Genomic DNA, 16,769 nt, shown 5'->3' on the forward strand with positions numbered 1-16,769 from the left:
CGGTTTTTCAGAACAGAGGCAGCAATGGGCGTCGAGGGCAAAGAGCGGAACCGGGAGCTGGAAACGGGCGCGCAGGTTCTGTCCGGCAACATGGGCAAGACGATCCAGCGCCTGCGCAAGGCCTACAACCTGTCCCTGTCGGAACTCGCCGAGCAGTCCGGCGTCGCCAAGTCGATCATCAGCCAGATCGAGCGGAACGAGACCAACCCGACGCTTGCCACCATTTGGCGCCTGAGCCAGGCCCTCGACGTGTCCATCGAGCGGGTTCTCGCGTCGGGGGACGAAGAGCCCTTCATCGAGAAGTCGTCCAAGGCCGATACGCCGATCCTCGTCTCTGAGGACGGCAAGATGCGGCTTGCCATCATCGGCTGGCTCAAGACCATCGAGTGGCTGCAATGGTACGACGTGCAGTCGGAGCCCGGCGGCGTCCTCGACTCCGACAGCCATCAGCGCGGCTCGGTGGAATGTCTGTCGGTTCTCGAAGGCGAGTTCGAGGTCGAGGTGGGCGGAGCCGTCCAGCAGGCCAAGGCCGGCGAAAGCCTGCGCTACCGGTGCGACCGTCCCCATTCCGTGCGCTGCATCGGCGACAAGCCCGGCCGCGCCACGATGGTCTGCATCCTCAAAGCCGCCGTGATGGATTGAGGCCTGTCCTCAACCCATCCCCAGCGCGTCCACAGCTTATTCAGGTCCCTTGAAGCCCTGCCTCGGCGGCAGGGACAGAAGGTACTCCGCCATGGCCTGGCGATCTGCATCGGGCAACTGCGCCGTGTTGGCCACGACGGCGCCCATCGGACCGCCGACGGTGTCGAAAAGCGGCGTCTCGCCGGTCTTCAAGAGCGTCGCCAACTCCTCGGAGGACCAGCCGCCGATGCCGCTCTGGTGCGGCGTGATGTTGGGAACGGTACCCCTGCCCTCCGGATCGGGACCGCCGGCGAAGCGGCGCTCCTCGATGATGGCACCGGCAACATTGCGCTCGCTGTGGCATTCCACGCAGTGGCCCGGCCCTTCCACCAGGTAGGCTCCCCGGTTCAGGCTGGCCGACTTCGACGCATCCGGCTTGAAGACCTGTCCGTCGAGGAAGGCCAGCTTCCAGAGGCCTACGCCCCGACGGATGTTGAAGGGGAACGGCAGCTCGTGGTCCAGCGCACGGCCTTCGACGGCGGGCAGCGTCTGCATGAAGGCGAAAAGGTCGGAGAGATCCTCCGAGCTCATGCGCTGATAGGACGTGTAGGGAAAGGCTGGATAGTAGTGGCGCCCATCCGGCGACACACCCTCGCGCATGGCGCGGATGAAGTCGGCCGTGCTCCAAGAGCCGATGCCGTCCTGCTTGTGGGGCGAGATGTTCGGGACGTGGAAGGTGCCGAACGGGGACTTCAGGGCATAGCCGCCCCCGAGCCGCAGCTTGTCGTCGTTGTTGGGAACCGCGTGGCAGGAGGTGCAGCCTCCGGCGAAGAACAGGACACGGCCGTTCTCGACATTCGGGGCACGGCTGGCATCCGGAGCGGCCGCCTCGGCGCGGACGAGGCGATAGGCCGACGGCGATGTGAGGGCCACGAAGCCGATCACGCCGAGAATGACCAGGGCGACCAGCCCTATGAGCGCTTTGCGCATCGCCTCTTCCCCAAATGAAATAGGAAGCCTAGAGCATCGTGCGGACCCAGCGGGCCGCGCTAGCGAAAAGTGGACCCGGTTTTCGCTAGCGCGGCCCGCTGGGTCAGGTCACACGATGCTCTCATCCAAGAAGAAAGCATCGGAATGGATCCCAAAAGTGCAAATCCACTTTTGGGTCCGATGCTTTAGGCCGCCCATTACTCGGCATCGTCCGATCAGGAGGTCTTCTTGCGGAACTCGTTATGGCAGGCGCCGCAGTTCTGAAGCACCTTCGGCATCTCGGTCTTGAAGGAGGCTTCGTCCTTGATATTGGCCATCGCGGTCTGGGCGTCCTGGCTCAGTTTCGCCCCGAGAGACTCGAACTTGGCCTTGTTTTCCCAGATCGTCGGCAGGGCCTCGGTCTTTTCGGCGTTCTTCGAGCTTTCCGGGAAGAGAGTAACGAACTTCGCGGAATTCTCGGAGAACACCTTCAGGCCGGCCTGAGCCTTGGCAAGGTCGAAGGGTTCCTGGCCGCGCATCATGGCGCCGATGGGCCGGGTCTGCGCGCCCATCTCTTTCATCAGAGCCTGGCGCTGCTCGACCACATTGCTCTGGGCAATGGCGGCAGTCACTCCGATCGCCAGAAGGCTGGCGACGAACATTGTACGCTTCATCTATGTGTTCCCCTCGTGGGCACGACAGACGGTTTTCCTACGAACCATCCTCGGCGGGGCGACATTAGCGCACAACTCCACAAGCTTGAGCACTCTACTTTAGAACACATCTATGTGATCGTCCGGGGTCTGGACCCTCACTCCACCGGTTCGCCCGCCGCAGCCCAATCCTTGAACCCGCCCTTGTAGTGTTCGCGGATGTCGCGACCCGCCGCCTGAGCGAATTCGATGGCCCGGACGGACCGGACGCCCGCCGCGCAGGAGAACACGATTCGCTTGCCCTCGGGCAGATCGGAGGGATCGAAGGACGACAGCGGGAGCGAGACGGAGCCGGGGATATGACCCGCGGCGAATTCATGCGGCTCGCGAACATCGACCAGCAGAAGGGAGCCCTCCCGGAGCCCTTGCTTGATGGCCTCGCGGTCGAGATCAATGACGTGTTGCGCTTCGCTCATGAAAAGTCCTCCCTGCGGTGTCTGCCACATACCGGCATCGCAGGGAGGAGCGCAATCGGAGGCGTTACGAAAGCGGCGGAATCCGCAGCACCCAGCCGGGCTGGATCATGTCGGGGTCCTTGACCGGCGGGGAATTGGCCTTGACGATCTCGGTGTATTTCGCCCCTTTGCCCTTGCCGTAATGCTTCTCGGCAATCTCCCAGAGGGTGTCGCCCTTCTGGACCGTGTACATGGTGGACTCGGCCGAAGGCTGCTGAACCTGGAAGCCTGAGGTATCGACCTCGGCGACCCCGTAGGTGTTGCCGAGGGAGAGGATGATCTTCTCGGCCTCTTCCTGGTTCATGGCCTGACCGGACAGCTTCACCCGGTCGCCCTCGACCTGGATTCCGAGCTTGCTCGCATCGAATCCGTGTCCCTGAACTTCCTGCTGCAGCTTCTCCGGCGTGGCAGCTTCTGCACTTCCGCCGAAGATCTTGGCCCCGGCTTCCTTGATGAACTTGAACAGACCCACGTCGTCATCCTCTCGTTATGCCCAGCCGTGAATTGCCAGGCCGAGACGATGACGCGCAGGGCTCCGAACGGTTCCGCTTCAAGCGAGGCTGGAGAACACATCCGCCAGCGACGGCAGCCGGTCCTTGAGCCGCAGAAGGGCGATCAGCTCGATCTGCACGATGGCCGTCGCGAACTCCTGCTCCGGGTCATGCTCAAGCCGCTCCTCGAAGGCTGCCAGGATCTCGTCCTTGGAGCGGCCCTTGACCGCCATGATGAACGGGAAGCCGAATTTTTCCTTGTAGAGGTCGTTGAGAGCCAGGAATCGGTCGCGTTCCTCCTCCGTCAGGCTGGCGAGTCCGGCGGAGGACTGCTCGTTGCGGGAATCGGCTGTAAGATCCGCAAGCTTGAGGCGCCCGGCGAGATCGGGATGGGCGTTGATCAGCGCCAGCTTCTGCCCATGGCTTGCCCCCGAGAGCACATGCACCATGGCGGCATGAAGCCCCTCGGCCGTATCCTGTCCGGTGGTAAAACCTGCGTCGAAAGCGCGCTCCGCGATCCAGGGCGAGTGCTCGAAGATATCGCCGAAAGCCTCCACGAAGAGCGCGCGGCTCATGGTGCTGGGCTTCAGGCACACGGGGTGATGATACCGGATCCAGTGGCGTGCGATGTCGATGCGACGGGCTACCCACACATCGTCATGGGAAGCCACGTAGTCCAGGAAACGCGCCAGCGCGGCGGCCCGTCCGGGACGGCCGACGAGGCGACAATGGAGGCCGATCGACAGCATCTTCGGCGCGGTCTCGCCCTCCGCGTAGAGCGTGTCGAACGAGTCCTTCAGATAGGCGAAGAACTGGTCGCCCGCATTGAAGCCCTGCGGGGTGGCAAAGCGCATGTCGTTGGCGTCGAGCGTATAGGGTACGATCAGCTGCTGCCGGTCGCCATGCTGCTCCCAGTAGGGCAGCTCGTCCGCATAGGAATCGGCGCTGTAGAGGAAGCCGCCCTCCTCCGCCACGAGGCGGTTGGTGTGCTCGGAGGTGCGGCCCGTGTACCAGCCGAGCGGGCGCTCGCCCGTGACCTCGGTGTGGATGCGGATCGCCTCCTTCATATGAGCCCGTTCCTCCTCCGAGGAGAAGTCCCGGTAGTCGATCCACTTGAGCCCGTGGCTGGCGATCTCCCACCCGGCCTCCTTCATGGCCGCGACCGCCTCCGGGTTGCGCATGAGAGCGGTGGCGACGCCATAGACGGTGACCGGCATGTTGCGTTCGGTGAACATCCGCCACAGGCGCCAGAAGCCGGCGCGGGAGCCGTACTCGTAGATCGACTCCATGCTCATGTGGCGCTGGCCGGGCCACGCCTGTGCGCCGACGATCTCCGACAGGAAGGCCTCGGAGGCGCGGTCGCCGTGGAGGATGTTGTTCTCGCCGCCCTCCTCATAGTTGATCACGAACTGCACGCAGACCCGCGATCCGTTCGGCCAGCGCGGATGCGGCGGGTTGCGGCCATAGCCGACGAGGTCGCGGGGATAGGAGATCGGCATGGTCAGCTTCCTCGATAGGTGGAATAGCTCCAGGGGGAGGCGAGGAGCGGAACATGGTAATGGCCATCGGGCTCGGCGATGGTGAAGCGGATCGGCACGATGTCGAGAAATGGCGGATCGGCCATGACCGTGCCGAGGGCCTTGAAATAGGCCCCGATCTCGAAGACGAGCTCATAGCTTCCGGTACGGAAGGTCTCACCGACCATCAGCGGCGCATCCGTGCGCCCATCCGCATTGGTGGCGGTGCGCAGGACGGAGCGGCGCCCCTCGCCTTCGATGGCGAACAGTTCGATGGCGACGCCGCCGGCAGGCTTGCCGTTGACGGTATCCAGGACGTGGGTGGACAGGCGACCCATGAAACCTCGCGAATGAGAGAAAGGGCAGATCGAACCCGGAATTCTTTCGGGCCGGCGCGTTCCGCGTCAAGCCGGATCCCTCGACCCTGTCGCGGAAAGGCAGGTTTTCCCGGACAGGGTTCCTGTTGAAAAAGCCTCTCACACGGCCTATCGCAATCCCGAACGCCGCCCTAGGCTAAACATTCCTTCAATATCCAAGTGACTGCATGATCGACCCGCAAATCTCCGAATGGATCAGCCAGATCATCCGCTGGGTCCATGTGATCACGGCCATCGCCTGGATCGGCTCCTCCTTCTACTTCATCCATCTCGACCTCAGCCTGAAGAAGCGCGAGGGTTTGGCAGAAGGCGTCGGCGGCGAGGCCTGGCAGGTCCATGGCGGCGGGTTCTACAACATGCGCAAGTATCTCGTTGCGCCGCCCGAACTGCCCAAGGAGCTGACCTGGTTCAAATGGGAGAGCTATTCCACCTGGATCAGCGGCTTCTTCCTCATCGTCTGGGTTTATTATCTCCAGGCCGATCTCTACACGGTCGATCCGGCGGTTCGAGCGCTCACGACTTGGCAGGCGGCCGCCATCGGCATCGGCGGCCTTGCCCTGAGCTGGCTCGTCTACGAGGGCCTGTGCCGCTCGCCGCTCGGCCGGAATGGGGTCCTGCTCGGCGTCGTGCTCTTCGCCTACATCCTGGTGGCAGCTTACGCCTTTACCCAGGTCTTCAACGGCCGCGCCGCCTTCCTGCACACGGGCGCGATGATCGCCACCTGGATGTCGGCCAGCGTGTTCTTCGTCATCATTCCGAACCAAAAGAAGGTGGTGGCCACCCTGCTGGCCGGGCAGACGCCCGACCCGAAGCTCGGTAAGGAAGCGAAGCTCCGGTCGACCCACAACAACTACCTGACGCTTCCCGTCATCTTCCTGATGCTGTCGAACCACTACCCGCTGGCGTGGTCGTCCGCGTACTCGGTCGGCATCGTCGGAATGATCGTGATCGCGGGCGCGGCGATCCGGCACTTCTTCAACTCGCAGCATGCTGGAAAGGGCTCGCCCTGGTGGACCTGGGCCCTGGCCGCGCTGTGCATCTGGGCAGCGATCTGGCTGTCGATCATCGGCAAGCCGGGCAACGCCAACATGGCCCAGGCGCCCTCAGCCGCGACACCCGAGGTGGTGACGGCCTCCTTCGACGAGGCCGTGCTCGCGATCCAGTCCCGCTGCTCCATGTGTCATGCGGCGGAGCCCGTCTGGGATGGCATTCCCATCGCCCCGAAGGGCGTTCGCCTCGACACGCCCGAGGAGATCGAACGCCATCGGGAGATGATCCGGGTTCAGAGCGTGCTGACTCATGCCATGCCGCCCAACAACATCACCGAGATGACCCTCGATGAGCGCAGGGCCGTGGCAACCTGGCTGGCCGCGCGGGACACGGCCACCCGCTGAATTCCGCATCCTGCGGCCAGTAACCAAACCATGGAGAACCCGAGTGACCGAACTCACCTTGGAAGCGGCTCAGACGATCGCCACCACCGCCCTCAAGACTGCCCGGGAGAAATCCTTCAAGCCTCTCGCTGTGGTGGTCTATGACGCCCGCGGCGCCCTCAAGGCCCTCCTCTCGGAGGACGGCACCAGCATCAAGCGGGCCGAGATCGCCATGGGCAAGGCCTATGGCGCCCTGGCGCTGGGCGTCGGCTCCCGCGCCCTGCACAAGATGGCAACCGACCGCCCCTACTTCATCGCTTCGGCCACCCATGCGGTCGGCGGGCACCTCGTTCCTGTCCCCGGCGGGGTGCTGATCAAGGACGGCCAGGGCCGAATCCTGGGGTCGGTGGGGGTTTCCGGCGACACCTCCGACAACGACGAGATCGCCGCCGCGGCCGGCATCGAGGCGGTCGGAATGGTTTTCGACACCGGCGCCTGAGAGGTCTCCACAGGCTCAACCCTTTGTTATCCCAGGAATTCCTTAATTTTTTGGATAGTACTGGACATAAACAGTTGATTGATCAACAAATAGGACAAGGTTACTGCCTTACCGGCTCTGACCGAAACATTCAAAAAACCCTGAGATAATCAGAAAGGGAACGCGTCCAATGTCATCATGGTTGAAACGTACCGCTCTCGCGGCTGCCGCAACGGTAGCTTTTTCGAGCTTCGCGGTCGCGCAAGTCGTCTACCACCGCGGCAATGACGGCGAGCCGGAAACGCTCGATGCCCACAAGACCTCCACCGTGGGCGAGTCCCACGTGCTGCGCGATCTCTATGAAGGTCTCGTGATCAAGAACAACAAGGGCGAAGTGGTGCCCGGCGTTGCCGAGAAGTGGGAAATGGCCGACGACGGCAAGACCTACCGCTTCACGCTGCGCGCCAATGCCAAGTGGTCCAACGGGGACCCGCTGAAGGCTTCTGACTTCGTGTTCGCCTACCGCCGGATCATGAATCCGGAAACCGGCGCCAAGTACGCCAACATCCTCTACCCGATCCTGAACGCCGAGAAGGTGAACAAGGGTCAGGCCAAGCCTGAGGAACTGGGCGTTAAGGCGGTGGATGACCGCACCCTCGAGATCCGCCTTGAGCAGCCGACCCCCTACTTCATCGAGCAGCTGACCCACCAGACGGGTCTGCCGATTCATCAGTCCTCGGTCGAGAAGTTCGGCAAGGATTACGTGAAGCCGGGCAACCTGGTGTCCAACGGCGCCTATACGCTGGCAGAGTTCGTGCCGAACTCGCACATCAAGGTCGTGAAGAACCCGAATTTCCATGACGCCGCGAACGTCAAGATCGATCAGGTGATGTTCTACCCGATCTCCGACCTCGCCGCGGCCGTCCGCCGCTTCCAGGCCGGCGAGCTTCACTCCATCCCGGATATTCCGGCCGACCAGGTGAAGGCTCTCAAGGAGCGGTTCAAGAATCAGGTCGTGATCGGCCCGTATCTCGGCGTGTATGCCCTGCCGGTAAACTCGTCGAAGCCGCCGTTCGATGACGTGCGCGTCCGCAAGGCGCTCTCCATGGCAATCGACCGCGAATTCATCGCCGAGCAGATCTGGGGCGGCACCATGCTGCCGGCCTACTCCTTCGTGCCCCCGGGCATCGGCAACTACGGCAAGCCGGCCCAGGCCGAGTACGCCACCATGTCGCCGATCGACCGCGAGGACAAGGCGAAGGCCCTGCTCAAGGAAGCCGGCTACGGCCCCGGCGGCAAGCCGCTGAAGGTTGAGATCCGCTACAACACCACCGACAACAACCGCAACACGGTGGTTGCCGTTGCCGACCAGTGGAAGGCTCTCGGCGTCGAGACGTCCTTCATCAACACCGACTCCAAGACCCACTTCGCGCACCTGCGCGACGGCGGCGACTTCGATGTCGCCCGCTACGGCTGGATCGGCGACTACTCGGATCCGCAGAACTTCCTGTTTCTGCTCGAGAGCGACAACAAGGGCTTCAACTACGGCAAGTGGAAGAACGCCCAGTATGACGACCTCATGAAGAACAAGGCTGCCAAGGAAGGCGATCTCAAGAAGCGCGCCGAGTACCTGCTGCAGGCCGAGCAGATCTTCATGAAGGAGGAGCCGTGGATCCCGCTGCTCCACTACAGCACGAAGAACCTGGTCTCGGACAAGCTCGTCGGCTTCAACCAGAACATTTCTGGCGTGTACCCGAGCCGCTTCCTGTCCCTGAAGCAGTAAGCATCCTCGATCTTGCCGGGCGGCCCCACAGCCGCCCGGCTCACAAACAACACGTCGGCCGCCAAGGCTGCTTCCCTCGCTGAGGGGTTGTTATCGAGCGGAGTCGATACCGTGATCCCCTTCGTTTTCCGCCGTCTTCTCTCGGCGATCCCTACCCTTTTCATCATCATCACGATCTCGTTCTTCCTGATCCGGCTCGCACCGGGCGGCCCCTTCGACCTGGAGCGTCCGCTCGAGGCGAAGGTCATGGAGAACCTGCAGAAGATCTACGGTCTCGACCGTCCGCTCTTCGAGCAGTACGTGCGCTATCTCGCGGCCGTAGTTCAGGGGGATTTCGGTCCCTCGTTCATCATGCGCGATTTCAGCGTTTCCGAGCTCTTCGCCAACGGCCTGCCCGTCTCGATGCGGATTGGCGGGCTCGCGCTAGGCCTCGCGATCATTGTCGGCGGCACGCTCGGCTCCATCGCTGCCTTCCGGCAGAACAGTGCCGTCGACTACATGGTAAGCGGTCTCGGCACCTTCGGCCTGACGATCCCCACCTTCGTGATCGCGCCGGTGCTGCAGATCGTGTTCGGCCTCGCCTTGGCCCTGTTGCCTGTTGCGGGTTGGGCCGGGGGGGCTCCCCGCAATCTGATCCTGCCGGTCATCACCCTGGCATTGCCGCAGATCGCGATTATCGCGCGCATGACCCGTGCGGCCATGATCGAGAACCTGCGCTCGAACCACATCCGCACGCTCCGTTCGCTCGGCCTGCCCCGCTGGGTCATCGTGCGGCACGCACTGCGTGGCGCAGCCCTGCCGGTGGTTTCCTATCTTGGGCCCGCCGCCGCAGCCCTGCTCACCGGCTCCGTCGTGGTGGAGACCATCTTCGCCCTTCCGGGGGTCGGCCGTTACTTCGTCGAGGCCGCGCTGAACCGCGACTATACCCTTGTGATGGGCACGGTCGTCGTCGTGGCGGTGTTCGTGCTGATTTTCAATCTGATCGTCGACATCCTCTACGCGGTGATCGACCCCCGCGTCCGTTACGACTGAGGCACCGCCATGGCTGAAGGCGCCGTCATTTCCGATATTCCTGTCTCCGGTCCTGTGACCGGCCGTTCACTCTGGGCCGATGCTCGGGCTCGTCTCCTGCGCAATAAGGCCTCCGTCGCCAGCATGATCATCCTGACGCTGATCGCGCTCGCGTGCATCTTCGGGCCGTTTTTCACCGGCCATCCGTTTGATCGCGTGTACCCTGACTACGTGCGCGCGCCGGCAAGCCTGACCGCCTATCCCAAGGCGGAGCAGATCATCCCGCAAGCCGAGCGCATCGGCTCCCGCGTCAGGGCCAAGCCCGAGAACATCGAGATCACCGGCGACGCGGTGCGGATGGCTCTCGTCAGCACGAGCACGCGGCCCGTCGACGAACGGCTGCTTGCCTATTTCGAGCGCTCGGATCTGTTCGGCACCGCGCAGGTCGTTGAACGGCAGGACGAAGGGCGCCGCCTTGTGGTCGATGTGCCCATCGAGAAGCAGTATTTCTTCTTCGGCACCGAGGCCAACGGCCGCGACCTTCTCACCCGCACCATGAAGGCCGGGCAGGTCTCGCTTGCGATCGGACTTCTGGCGACCCTCGTGGCGATCGTGATCGGCGTGATTTATGGGGCGACCTCCGGCTATCTCGGAGGACGCGCCGACCTGGTGATGATGCGCATCGTCGATGTTCTCTACTCGCTGCCGTTCATCTTCTTCGTCATCATGCTGGTCGTGTTCTTCGGCCGCAACTTCGTGCTGGTGTTCCTGGCCGTGGGCGCCGTCGAGTGGCTCGATATGGCCCGCATCGTTCGGGGCCAGACGCTCTCCATCAAGCGGCAGGAATATGTGCAGGCGGCTGAGGCGCTCGGCGTGGAAACCAAAGGCATCATTCGCCGGCACGTGATCCCGAACACCCTCGGGCCCGTGGTGGTCTACATGACCCTGATGGTCCCCCGCGTGATCCTGCTCGAAAGCTTCCTGTCCTTCCTCGGGCTCGGTGTCCAGGAGCCCTACACCAGCCTCGGCGTTCTGATCTCGGAAGGCGCCAAGAGCATTCAGGATTCCACCTGGATGCTGATCTATCCCGCACTGACGCTTGTCGCGATCCTCTTCTGCCTCAACTTCATCGGCGATGGCTTGCGCGATGCTCTCGACCCGAAGGATCGCTGACATGGCCGAACCTGTTCTTTCCGTCCGCAACCTCAATGTCCGTTTCCGCACGGGCGACGGCATTCTCCACGCGGTGAAGGGCATCGATCTCGACATCAACCAGGGTGAGACCGTCGCCATCGTGGGCGAGTCCGGATCGGGCAAGAGCCAGACCATGATGTCGGTCATGGGCCTTCTCGCCTCCAACGGCTGGGCCGAGGGTTCGGTCAAGTACCGCGGAGAGGAGCTGGTGGGCCTTTCTCCCGGCAGGCTCAATCACTACCGCGGCTCCAAGCTCACCATGATTTTCCAGGAGCCGATGACCTCCCTCGATCCGCTCTACCGGATCGGGGATCAGCTTGCCCTCCCGCTCACCACCCATGGCGGCCTGAGCAAGGCCGACGCGCGCAAGCGCGCCATCGAACTGCTGGAGCTCGTCCGGATCCCGGAACCTGCCCGGCGCATCGACGCCTACCCGCATGAGATGTCAGGCGGTCAGCGCCAGCGCGTGATGATCGCCATGGCACTCGCCAACAACCCGGATGTGCTCATCGCCGACGAACCGACGACGGCTCTCGACGTGACCGTGCAGGCCCGCATTCTCGATCTGCTGGCCGATCTGCAGAAGCGGCTGGGCATGTCCATTGTGTTCATCACGCACGACCTCGGGGTCGTCCGCCGCTTTGCCGACCGCACCTATGTGATGAAACGCGGCGGGGTGGTCGAGAGCGGCCGTACGGACGACATCTTTGCGGCCCCGAAGCATCCCTATACCCAGATGCTCATCGATGCCGAACCGACCGGACGCAAGGAACCTGTTGCCGCCAACGCTCCGGTGATTCTGGACGCGCAGAACATCTCGGTTCAGTTCACCCTGGAGAAGAGCTTCTTTGGCAAGTCGACCCATGTGCTTCGTGCCGTCGACGACGTGAGCCTCAGGGTTCGCGCCGGCGAGACGGTGGGCGTCGTGGGCGAATCCGGCTCCGGCAAGTCGACGCTGGGCCGCGCCATCCTGCGCCTGCAACCGGCCTCCGGGCTCATCCGGTTCGAGGACCGCAACCTCACGCCTCTCGACCGCCGTGGCATGCAGCCCCTGAGGCGGCATCTGCAGCTCGTGTTCCAGGATCCCTTCGGCTCCCTCTCCCCACGCATGACGGCAGGCGAGATCGTGACCGAGGGCCTTCTCGTCCACGAGCCCAGCATCTCCCGCAAGGAGCGCGACCGGCGCGCCGCCCAGGCCTTCGAGGAAGTGCAGCTCGACCCGGCATGGCGCAACCGCTTTCCGCATGAGTTCTCCGGCGGTCAGCGCCAACGCATCGCCATTGCCCGTGCCATCATCCTGCACCCGAAGCTGGTGGTCCTCGACGAGCCGACTTCCGCGCTGGATCGTTCGGTGCAGAAGGAGATCGTCGAGCTGCTGCGCAACCTTCAGAAGGCCCATGGCCTCGCCTATGTGTTCATCAGCCACGACCTCGCCGTCGTGCGGGCGCTCTCGGACGAGATCATGGTCATGAAGAGCGGCAAGGTGGTGGAGCGCGGCACGGCGGAGGAGATCTTCGATCGTCCGAGCGAGGAATACACCCGCGACCTGATCGCAGCCGCCTTCCTTACCAAGGACGACAGGAACGAGGCAGCGGCACAGCCTATCGCCTCCTGAGCGTTGGAACCGGAGACCATGGCGGGGATTTGATCTTTGTTTGCCGCATGATCGTGCGGTGAACCGGTATCCACTTCACCGGATCATGCTCTGGCACCATGGCAAAGCTCGCAGCCTATCGCGCCAAGCGCGACTTCACGAAAACCTCGGAGCCGGCAGGCAAGGCCTCCCGGCGCCCCGGCGCCTCCTTCGTCGTGCACAAGCACGATGCCTCCCGCCTGCACTATGACTTCCGCCTCGAACTCGACGGCGTGCTGAAGAGCTGGGCGGTGGCAAAGGGACCCAGCCTCGTGAAAGGCGAGAAGCGCCTGGCGGTCAAGGTCGAGGATCACCCGCTGGCATACGGCGATTTCGAAGGCACCATCCCGGACGGCCAATACGGCGGCGGCGCCGTCCTGTTGTGGGATCGGGGTGCCTGGGAGCCGGAAGGCGACCCTCACGAGGCCTATGAGAAAGGCCGCCTCACCTTCCGCCTCGACGGCGAAAAGCTCAATGGCACCTGGCATCTCGTCCGCATGGCAAAGCGCCCGCGTGAGCGCCAGCCATCCTGGCTGCTGATCAAGGCCGAGGATGCTCATGCCAGAACCGAGGACGACCCGGACATTCTCGAGGAGGCACCGCTCTCGGTGAAGACCGGACGCTCGCTCGAGGAGATCGCGCCCGGACGCTCCGCTAAGAGCCCGGCGAAACGGAAAGCCGCCTCGAAGAGCGCCTCATCGGCAAAGACCGCAAAGCCTGCAAAGCGAGCCTCAAGGGCGAAGGCTGCCAAGGCTAGTGACATCCAAGTGGCCGGCGTGCCTCTTACCCATCCGGACCGCGTGCTGTGGGAGGATCAGGGGCTCACCAAGCAGGAGCTGGCGGAATTCTATCTCGACATCGGCGAGTGGCTCCTGCCGCATCTCGTCGACCGTCCCCTCACCCTCATCCGCTGCCCGGGAGGCACGCAGAAGAAGTGCTTCGTCCAACGGCATTCCTGGGCCGGCATGAGCGACTTCATTCATCGCACGACGATTCCGGACAACAGCGGCACGCAGGAGGCTCTGACGGTCACCGATATCCAGGGCGTGATCGCCCTCGTGCAGTCGGGTGTCCTGGAGATGCATGTCTGGGGCGCGACGCTGGCCGATCTGGAGCGTCCCGACCGTCTCATCTTCGATCTCGACCCGGGCGAGGGCGTGGACTGGCCACGCGTGATCGAGGGCGCTCTTGCGGTCCGCGAGCGCCTGAAAGCCCTGGGACTGGAAAGCTTCGTCAAGACCACGGGCGGCAAGGGCCTGCACGTCGTCGTGCCCCTGAAGCCGAAGGCGCCATGGAAGGAAGCCCTCGCCTTCTCGCGCGGGATCGCCGAGGCGATGGCGGCCGACGAGCCGGATCGCTACACCACCACGTCCGTCAAGCAGGAGCGCCAGGGTCGCATCTTCATCGATTACCTGCGCAACAACCGCGAGGCCTCGGCTGTGGCGCCCTACTCCACCCGCTCCCGACCCGGCGCGCCCGTCGCGATACCGATCGCTTGGGAAGAGCTTTCACCCGATCTCAGACCCAACGGCTACACGGTCGAGAACCTGGGCAAGCGCCTTTCGTCGCTCAAGAAGGATCCCTGGGCGGGCATCAGAAAGGTCGATCAGGTTCTGCCGGAGACAAAACCCGCGAAACGCACGTCGCGCAAAAAGTAGCGCTTAGAAGACCGGAGCCTTGATGCCTTCAGCTTCGAGCGCCTGCTGCACCGCCGGTCGGGCAAGGACACGCTCAGCCAGGGCGTTCAGGTTCGGCAGGTTGCGCGGCGGGCGCGGCATGCCACGCCCCCAGCGGATCAGCATGAACAGGAAGAGGTCGGCGGCGGAAAAACGATCCCCGAGAAGCCACGTCTTGTCGCCGAGCTGCTCGGAGATCACGTCGAACATCCGGGTGAGGCGCTCATTGGCTGCCTGCTTCACCGCCGGTGCGGCAGCCTCGTCGCTCACGTGCTCATGGGGATAGAACCAAGCGCGGTACTCCGCCTGCGGGGTGTTCGTCAGGTGGATCATCCACTTGTAGAACTCGGCCCGCTCGACAGTCCCAACGGCAGGCGCCAGGCCGGCCTGCGGGAACTTGTCGGCCAGATGCAGGGCGACGGCAGCCGTCTCGAACAGCACGAGATCGCCATCCACCAGAACCGGGATGCGGCCGTTGGGATTGAGCCTGAGGTACTCGGCGCTCTTCTGAACATTCTGCCCCCGATCGACAAGGCGCAGCTCGAACTCGGCCCCGATTTCGCGCAGCATCATGTGCGGCAGAAGGCTGGCATTGCCGGGATAATAGTAGAGAGCGAGCATCGTGAGCCCCTGGGAAGTTTTGTCGGCCCTGTCTTGGTAGATGGCCCCGTAGGTCACGTAAAGAGCGGCGCGCCGGCCATCCCGATCTTCCTTTCACGCCCTCATGCCCTATCGTCCTGAAGACAAACGGGAGGCGACGATGACGGATCTGGCCAAGACATTGATTGAAAAGCTGCGGGTCAGCCCCGGCGACGAGGCCCGTCTTCGGGATCGTGACCCTCGCGACAAATCCCTCTTCGGTGATGAACAGGCGACCAAGGCCAACACGGCAGCCCTCGCCAAGGAAATCGATACCCTTCAGGACCGGCTCTATGCCGAGGGATCCCGGTCTCTCCTCGTGATCCTTCAGGGCACGGATACCTCGGGCAAGGACGGCACCATCCGCAGCGTCTTCAATGCGACGGGCCCTCTAGGCGTTGCAGTCCATGCCTTCGGTCCGCCCACGAAGCTTGAACTGGAGCATGACTACCTCTGGCGCGTGCATGCCGTCTGCCCCCGGCGCGGAACGATCGGCATCTTCAACCGCTCCCATTACGAGGACGTGCTGATCGGAAAGGTGCGGAAGTTCGCGCCCGAGCCGGTGATCGAGCAGCGCTACGAGCAGATCAACGCCTTCGAGAAGATGCTCTCCGAGAATGGCACCACGATCCTCAAGTTCATGCTCCACATCTCGAAGGATGAGCAGAAGGAGCGCCTGCAGGCCCGTCTCGACGATCCCACCAAGAACTGGAAGTTCAATCCCGGAGACTTGGAAGACAGGGAGCACTGGGACGACTACCAGGAGGCTTACGAGACGATGCTCCATCGCTGCTCGACTCCATGGGCGCCGTGGCACGTCATCCCGGCCGACCGCAAATGGGTCCGCAACACCGCCATCGCGAACATCGTCAAGGCCACTCTCGAGGAAATGAACCCGCAATACCCACGGGTCTCATGGAATCCTGGTGACTTCTCCGTCGTCTGAGATCTGATATATTGAAGCATACACATTCCTGTGCATCATGGACCGATGCTGAATCTTCTCAATCTTTATGACGCTGAAGTCCGTGGCTCACTTGCTGCTCCTGCGCCCGGTTTTCGCGCCGAGCGCGTCGGGCCCGTCGTGCGTCTCGTCGGGCCGACACCTGATCCCAACGACAACGCTGTCGTCCTCGCTCAGCTCAGCGAGGCCGATGCGGACCAGGAAATCGCCCGCCAGATCAGCTTCTTTGGCGCACTGGGACATGCTTTCGAGTGGAAGCATTTCAGCCACGATCAGCCGGCGAGCCTGCCGGATAAACTGCGCGCCGCAGGCTTCGAAGCTCAAGAATCCGAGACCCTCGTGGCCTTGGACGCCAGCCGGGACTTCGCCGATGCCGATCTTCAAGACGGGATCAGGCTCAGGGAATTGAAGGATCCCGGCGCCCTGGCAGCAATCGGCGTGGTGAACACCGCCGTTTACGGGAATGCGCGGCATTCGGAGTGGCTGGTCGCCTCCATTGCAAAGGAGAAGCAATCGGATCCTGATTCGATCAGGATCTACGCAGCCTTTGCGGGAGACCAACCTGTCAGCGTCGGCTGGGTCCGTCACAAGCGCGGGGAAACGTTTGGAAGCCTCTGGGGTGGCTCGACGCTTCCGGAATGGCGCGGCAAGGGCATCTACTCGGCACTGGTCGCCATCCGGGCTCGCGAGGCGCGGCAGCAGGGCTGCCGCTGGCTGACGGTGGATTGCAGCCCGATGAGCCTGCCGATTCTGGAACGGCGAGGATTTCGACGCCTCAGCACCACGACACCCTACGTCTGGTCGCCAAAGGTCCTCAACAGGGAGACCTGAAGAGCCCTCTTGCCGACGAGGGTCTAAAGCGCGACAATAATCCT

The 16,769-nt window shown here is 63.3% G+C and carries 17 protein-coding genes; 10 read left to right on the forward strand and 7 right to left on the reverse strand.

Annotated elements, in window-relative coordinates:
* The first annotated feature begins 24 nt into the window (after positions 1-24).
* The gene (locus MA07_RS11610; RefSeq protein ID WP_036350694.1) at positions 25-642 is read left to right on the forward strand and encodes an XRE family transcriptional regulator; all 618 of its coding nucleotides are present in this window, start codon (positions 25-27) and stop codon (positions 640-642) included.
* Positions 643-678: 36 nt separating this feature from the next.
* Here MA07_RS11610 and MA07_RS11615 read toward each other — a convergent pair whose 3' ends face one another.
* From MA07_RS11615 to uraH, 6 genes are all read right to left on the reverse strand, one after another.
* Positions 679-1,611: a cytochrome c gene (locus MA07_RS11615; protein ID WP_036350696.1), complete on the reverse strand. Its 933-nt coding sequence runs from the start codon at positions 1,609-1,611 to the stop codon at positions 679-681.
* Positions 1,612-1,826: 215 nt separating this feature from the next.
* Entirely contained in the window at positions 1,827-2,264 is a 438-nt protein-coding gene (locus MA07_RS11620; protein WP_036350697.1) for a cytochrome c, read from the reverse strand.
* A 137-nt stretch (positions 2,265-2,401) separates the two neighbouring features.
* Positions 2,402-2,719: a rhodanese-like domain-containing protein gene (locus tag MA07_RS11625; protein ID WP_036350700.1), complete on the reverse strand. Its 318-nt coding sequence runs from the start codon at positions 2,717-2,719 to the stop codon at positions 2,402-2,404.
* Between the two features lie 64 nt (positions 2,720-2,783).
* A complete protein-coding gene (gene lysM / locus MA07_RS11630; RefSeq protein ID WP_036350704.1) occupies positions 2,784-3,230 on the reverse strand; it encodes a peptidoglycan-binding protein LysM in 447 nt (148 codons plus the stop codon).
* A 78-nt stretch (positions 3,231-3,308) separates the two neighbouring features.
* Complete coding sequence (puuE, locus tag MA07_RS11635) at positions 3,309-4,748, reverse strand: allantoinase PuuE (RefSeq protein WP_036350707.1); 1,440 nt, start codon at positions 4,746-4,748, stop codon at positions 3,309-3,311.
* A 2-nt stretch (positions 4,749-4,750) separates the two neighbouring features.
* Positions 4,751-5,104 (reverse strand): hydroxyisourate hydrolase, encoded by a 354-nt coding sequence (gene uraH / locus MA07_RS11640; protein ID WP_036350709.1) that lies wholly within the window; start codon positions 5,102-5,104, stop codon positions 4,751-4,753.
* 206 nt (positions 5,105-5,310) lie between these two features.
* Here uraH and MA07_RS11645 point away from each other — a divergent pair, with 206 nt between their 5' ends.
* The 7 genes from MA07_RS11645 (at position 5,311) to ligD (ending at position 14,273) form a co-directional block, all read left to right on the forward strand.
* Positions 5,311-6,537, forward strand: coding sequence for a urate hydroxylase PuuD (locus MA07_RS11645; RefSeq protein ID WP_081928932.1), 1,227 nt, complete (start codon positions 5,311-5,313; stop codon positions 6,535-6,537).
* A gap of 43 nt (positions 6,538-6,580) precedes the next feature.
* Entirely contained in the window at positions 6,581-7,015 is a 435-nt protein-coding gene (locus MA07_RS11650) for a heme-binding protein (RefSeq protein WP_036350710.1), read from the forward strand.
* Positions 7,016-7,184: 169 nt separating this feature from the next.
* Complete coding sequence (locus MA07_RS11655; protein WP_036350712.1) at positions 7,185-8,777, forward strand: peptide ABC transporter substrate-binding protein; 1,593 nt, start codon at positions 7,185-7,187, stop codon at positions 8,775-8,777.
* A 111-nt stretch (positions 8,778-8,888) separates the two neighbouring features.
* Positions 8,889-9,809 (forward strand): ABC transporter permease subunit, encoded by a 921-nt coding sequence (locus tag MA07_RS11660; RefSeq protein WP_036351281.1) that lies wholly within the window; start codon positions 8,889-8,891, stop codon positions 9,807-9,809.
* Positions 9,810-9,818: 9 nt separating this feature from the next.
* Positions 9,819-10,961, forward strand: a complete 1,143-nt coding sequence (locus tag MA07_RS11665; protein ID WP_036350714.1) for an ABC transporter permease subunit — start codon at positions 9,819-9,821, stop codon at positions 10,959-10,961.
* A 1-nt stretch (position 10,962) separates the two neighbouring features.
* On the forward strand, positions 10,963-12,597 hold the full coding sequence (locus MA07_RS11670) for an ABC transporter ATP-binding protein (protein ID WP_036350716.1): 1,635 nt from the start codon (positions 10,963-10,965) through the stop codon (positions 12,595-12,597).
* A 98-nt stretch (positions 12,598-12,695) separates the two neighbouring features.
* A complete protein-coding gene (gene ligD, locus MA07_RS11675) occupies positions 12,696-14,273 on the forward strand; it encodes a non-homologous end-joining DNA ligase (RefSeq protein WP_052003096.1) in 1,578 nt (525 codons plus the stop codon).
* A 3-nt stretch (positions 14,274-14,276) separates the two neighbouring features.
* On the opposite strand, the gene MA07_RS11680 is transcribed toward ligD, so the two are convergent.
* Positions 14,277-14,912 carry a glutathione binding-like protein gene (locus tag MA07_RS11680; protein ID WP_036351285.1) on the reverse strand — a complete coding sequence of 212 codons (636 nt, stop codon included), beginning with the start codon at positions 14,910-14,912 and terminating at the stop codon, positions 14,277-14,279.
* 139 nt (positions 14,913-15,051) lie between these two features.
* On the opposite strand from MA07_RS11680, the gene MA07_RS11685 reads away from it, so the two are divergent.
* Positions 15,052-15,876 (forward strand): polyphosphate kinase 2 family protein, encoded by an 825-nt coding sequence (locus MA07_RS11685; RefSeq protein WP_036350718.1) that lies wholly within the window; start codon positions 15,052-15,054, stop codon positions 15,874-15,876.
* A gap of 45 nt (positions 15,877-15,921) precedes the next feature.
* On the forward strand, positions 15,922-16,725 hold the full coding sequence (locus MA07_RS11690; RefSeq protein ID WP_036350720.1) for a GNAT family N-acetyltransferase: 804 nt from the start codon (positions 15,922-15,924) through the stop codon (positions 16,723-16,725).
* Positions 16,726-16,769: the final 44 nt, after the last annotated feature.

The organism is Microvirga sp. BSC39 (assembly GCF_000739015.1).
Classification (GTDB): Bacteria; Pseudomonadota; Alphaproteobacteria; order Rhizobiales; family Beijerinckiaceae; genus Microvirga.

What these genes read in the sequence shown, in the direction of transcription:
- MA07_RS11670 (WP_036350716.1), top strand. Translation starts at nt 10,963, where the DNA reads ATGGCCGAACCTGTTCTTTCCGTCCGCAACCTCAATGTCCGTTTCCGC.
- MA07_RS11625 (WP_036350700.1), bottom strand. Translation starts at nt 2,719, where the DNA reads ATGAGCGAAGCGCAACACGTCATTGATCTCGACCGCGAGGCCATCAAG.
- MA07_RS11680 (WP_036351285.1), bottom strand. Translation starts at nt 14,912, where the DNA reads ATGCTCGCTCTCTACTATTATCCCGGCAATGCCAGCCTTCTGCCGCAC.
- MA07_RS11615 (WP_036350696.1), bottom strand. Translation starts at nt 1,611, where the DNA reads ATGCGCAAAGCGCTCATAGGGCTGGTCGCCCTGGTCATTCTCGGCGTG.
- puuE (WP_036350707.1), bottom strand. Translation starts at nt 4,748, where the DNA reads ATGCCGATCTCCTATCCCCGCGACCTCGTCGGCTATGGCCGCAACCCG.
- MA07_RS11620 (WP_036350697.1), bottom strand. Translation starts at nt 2,264, where the DNA reads ATGAAGCGTACAATGTTCGTCGCCAGCCTTCTGGCGATCGGAGTGACT.
- MA07_RS11610 (WP_036350694.1), top strand. Translation starts at nt 25, where the DNA reads ATGGGCGTCGAGGGCAAAGAGCGGAACCGGGAGCTGGAAACGGGCGCG.
- MA07_RS11645 (WP_081928932.1), top strand. Translation starts at nt 5,311, where the DNA reads ATGATCGACCCGCAAATCTCCGAATGGATCAGCCAGATCATCCGCTGG.
- MA07_RS11665 (WP_036350714.1), top strand. Translation starts at nt 9,819, where the DNA reads ATGGCTGAAGGCGCCGTCATTTCCGATATTCCTGTCTCCGGTCCTGTG.
- MA07_RS11655 (WP_036350712.1), top strand. Translation starts at nt 7,185, where the DNA reads ATGTCATCATGGTTGAAACGTACCGCTCTCGCGGCTGCCGCAACGGTA.
- ligD (WP_052003096.1), top strand. Translation starts at nt 12,696, where the DNA reads ATGGCAAAGCTCGCAGCCTATCGCGCCAAGCGCGACTTCACGAAAACC.
- MA07_RS11685 (WP_036350718.1), top strand. Translation starts at nt 15,052, where the DNA reads ATGACGGATCTGGCCAAGACATTGATTGAAAAGCTGCGGGTCAGCCCC.
- MA07_RS11690 (WP_036350720.1), top strand. Translation starts at nt 15,922, where the DNA reads ATGCTGAATCTTCTCAATCTTTATGACGCTGAAGTCCGTGGCTCACTT.
- uraH (WP_036350709.1), bottom strand. Translation starts at nt 5,104, where the DNA reads ATGGGTCGCCTGTCCACCCACGTCCTGGATACCGTCAACGGCAAGCCT.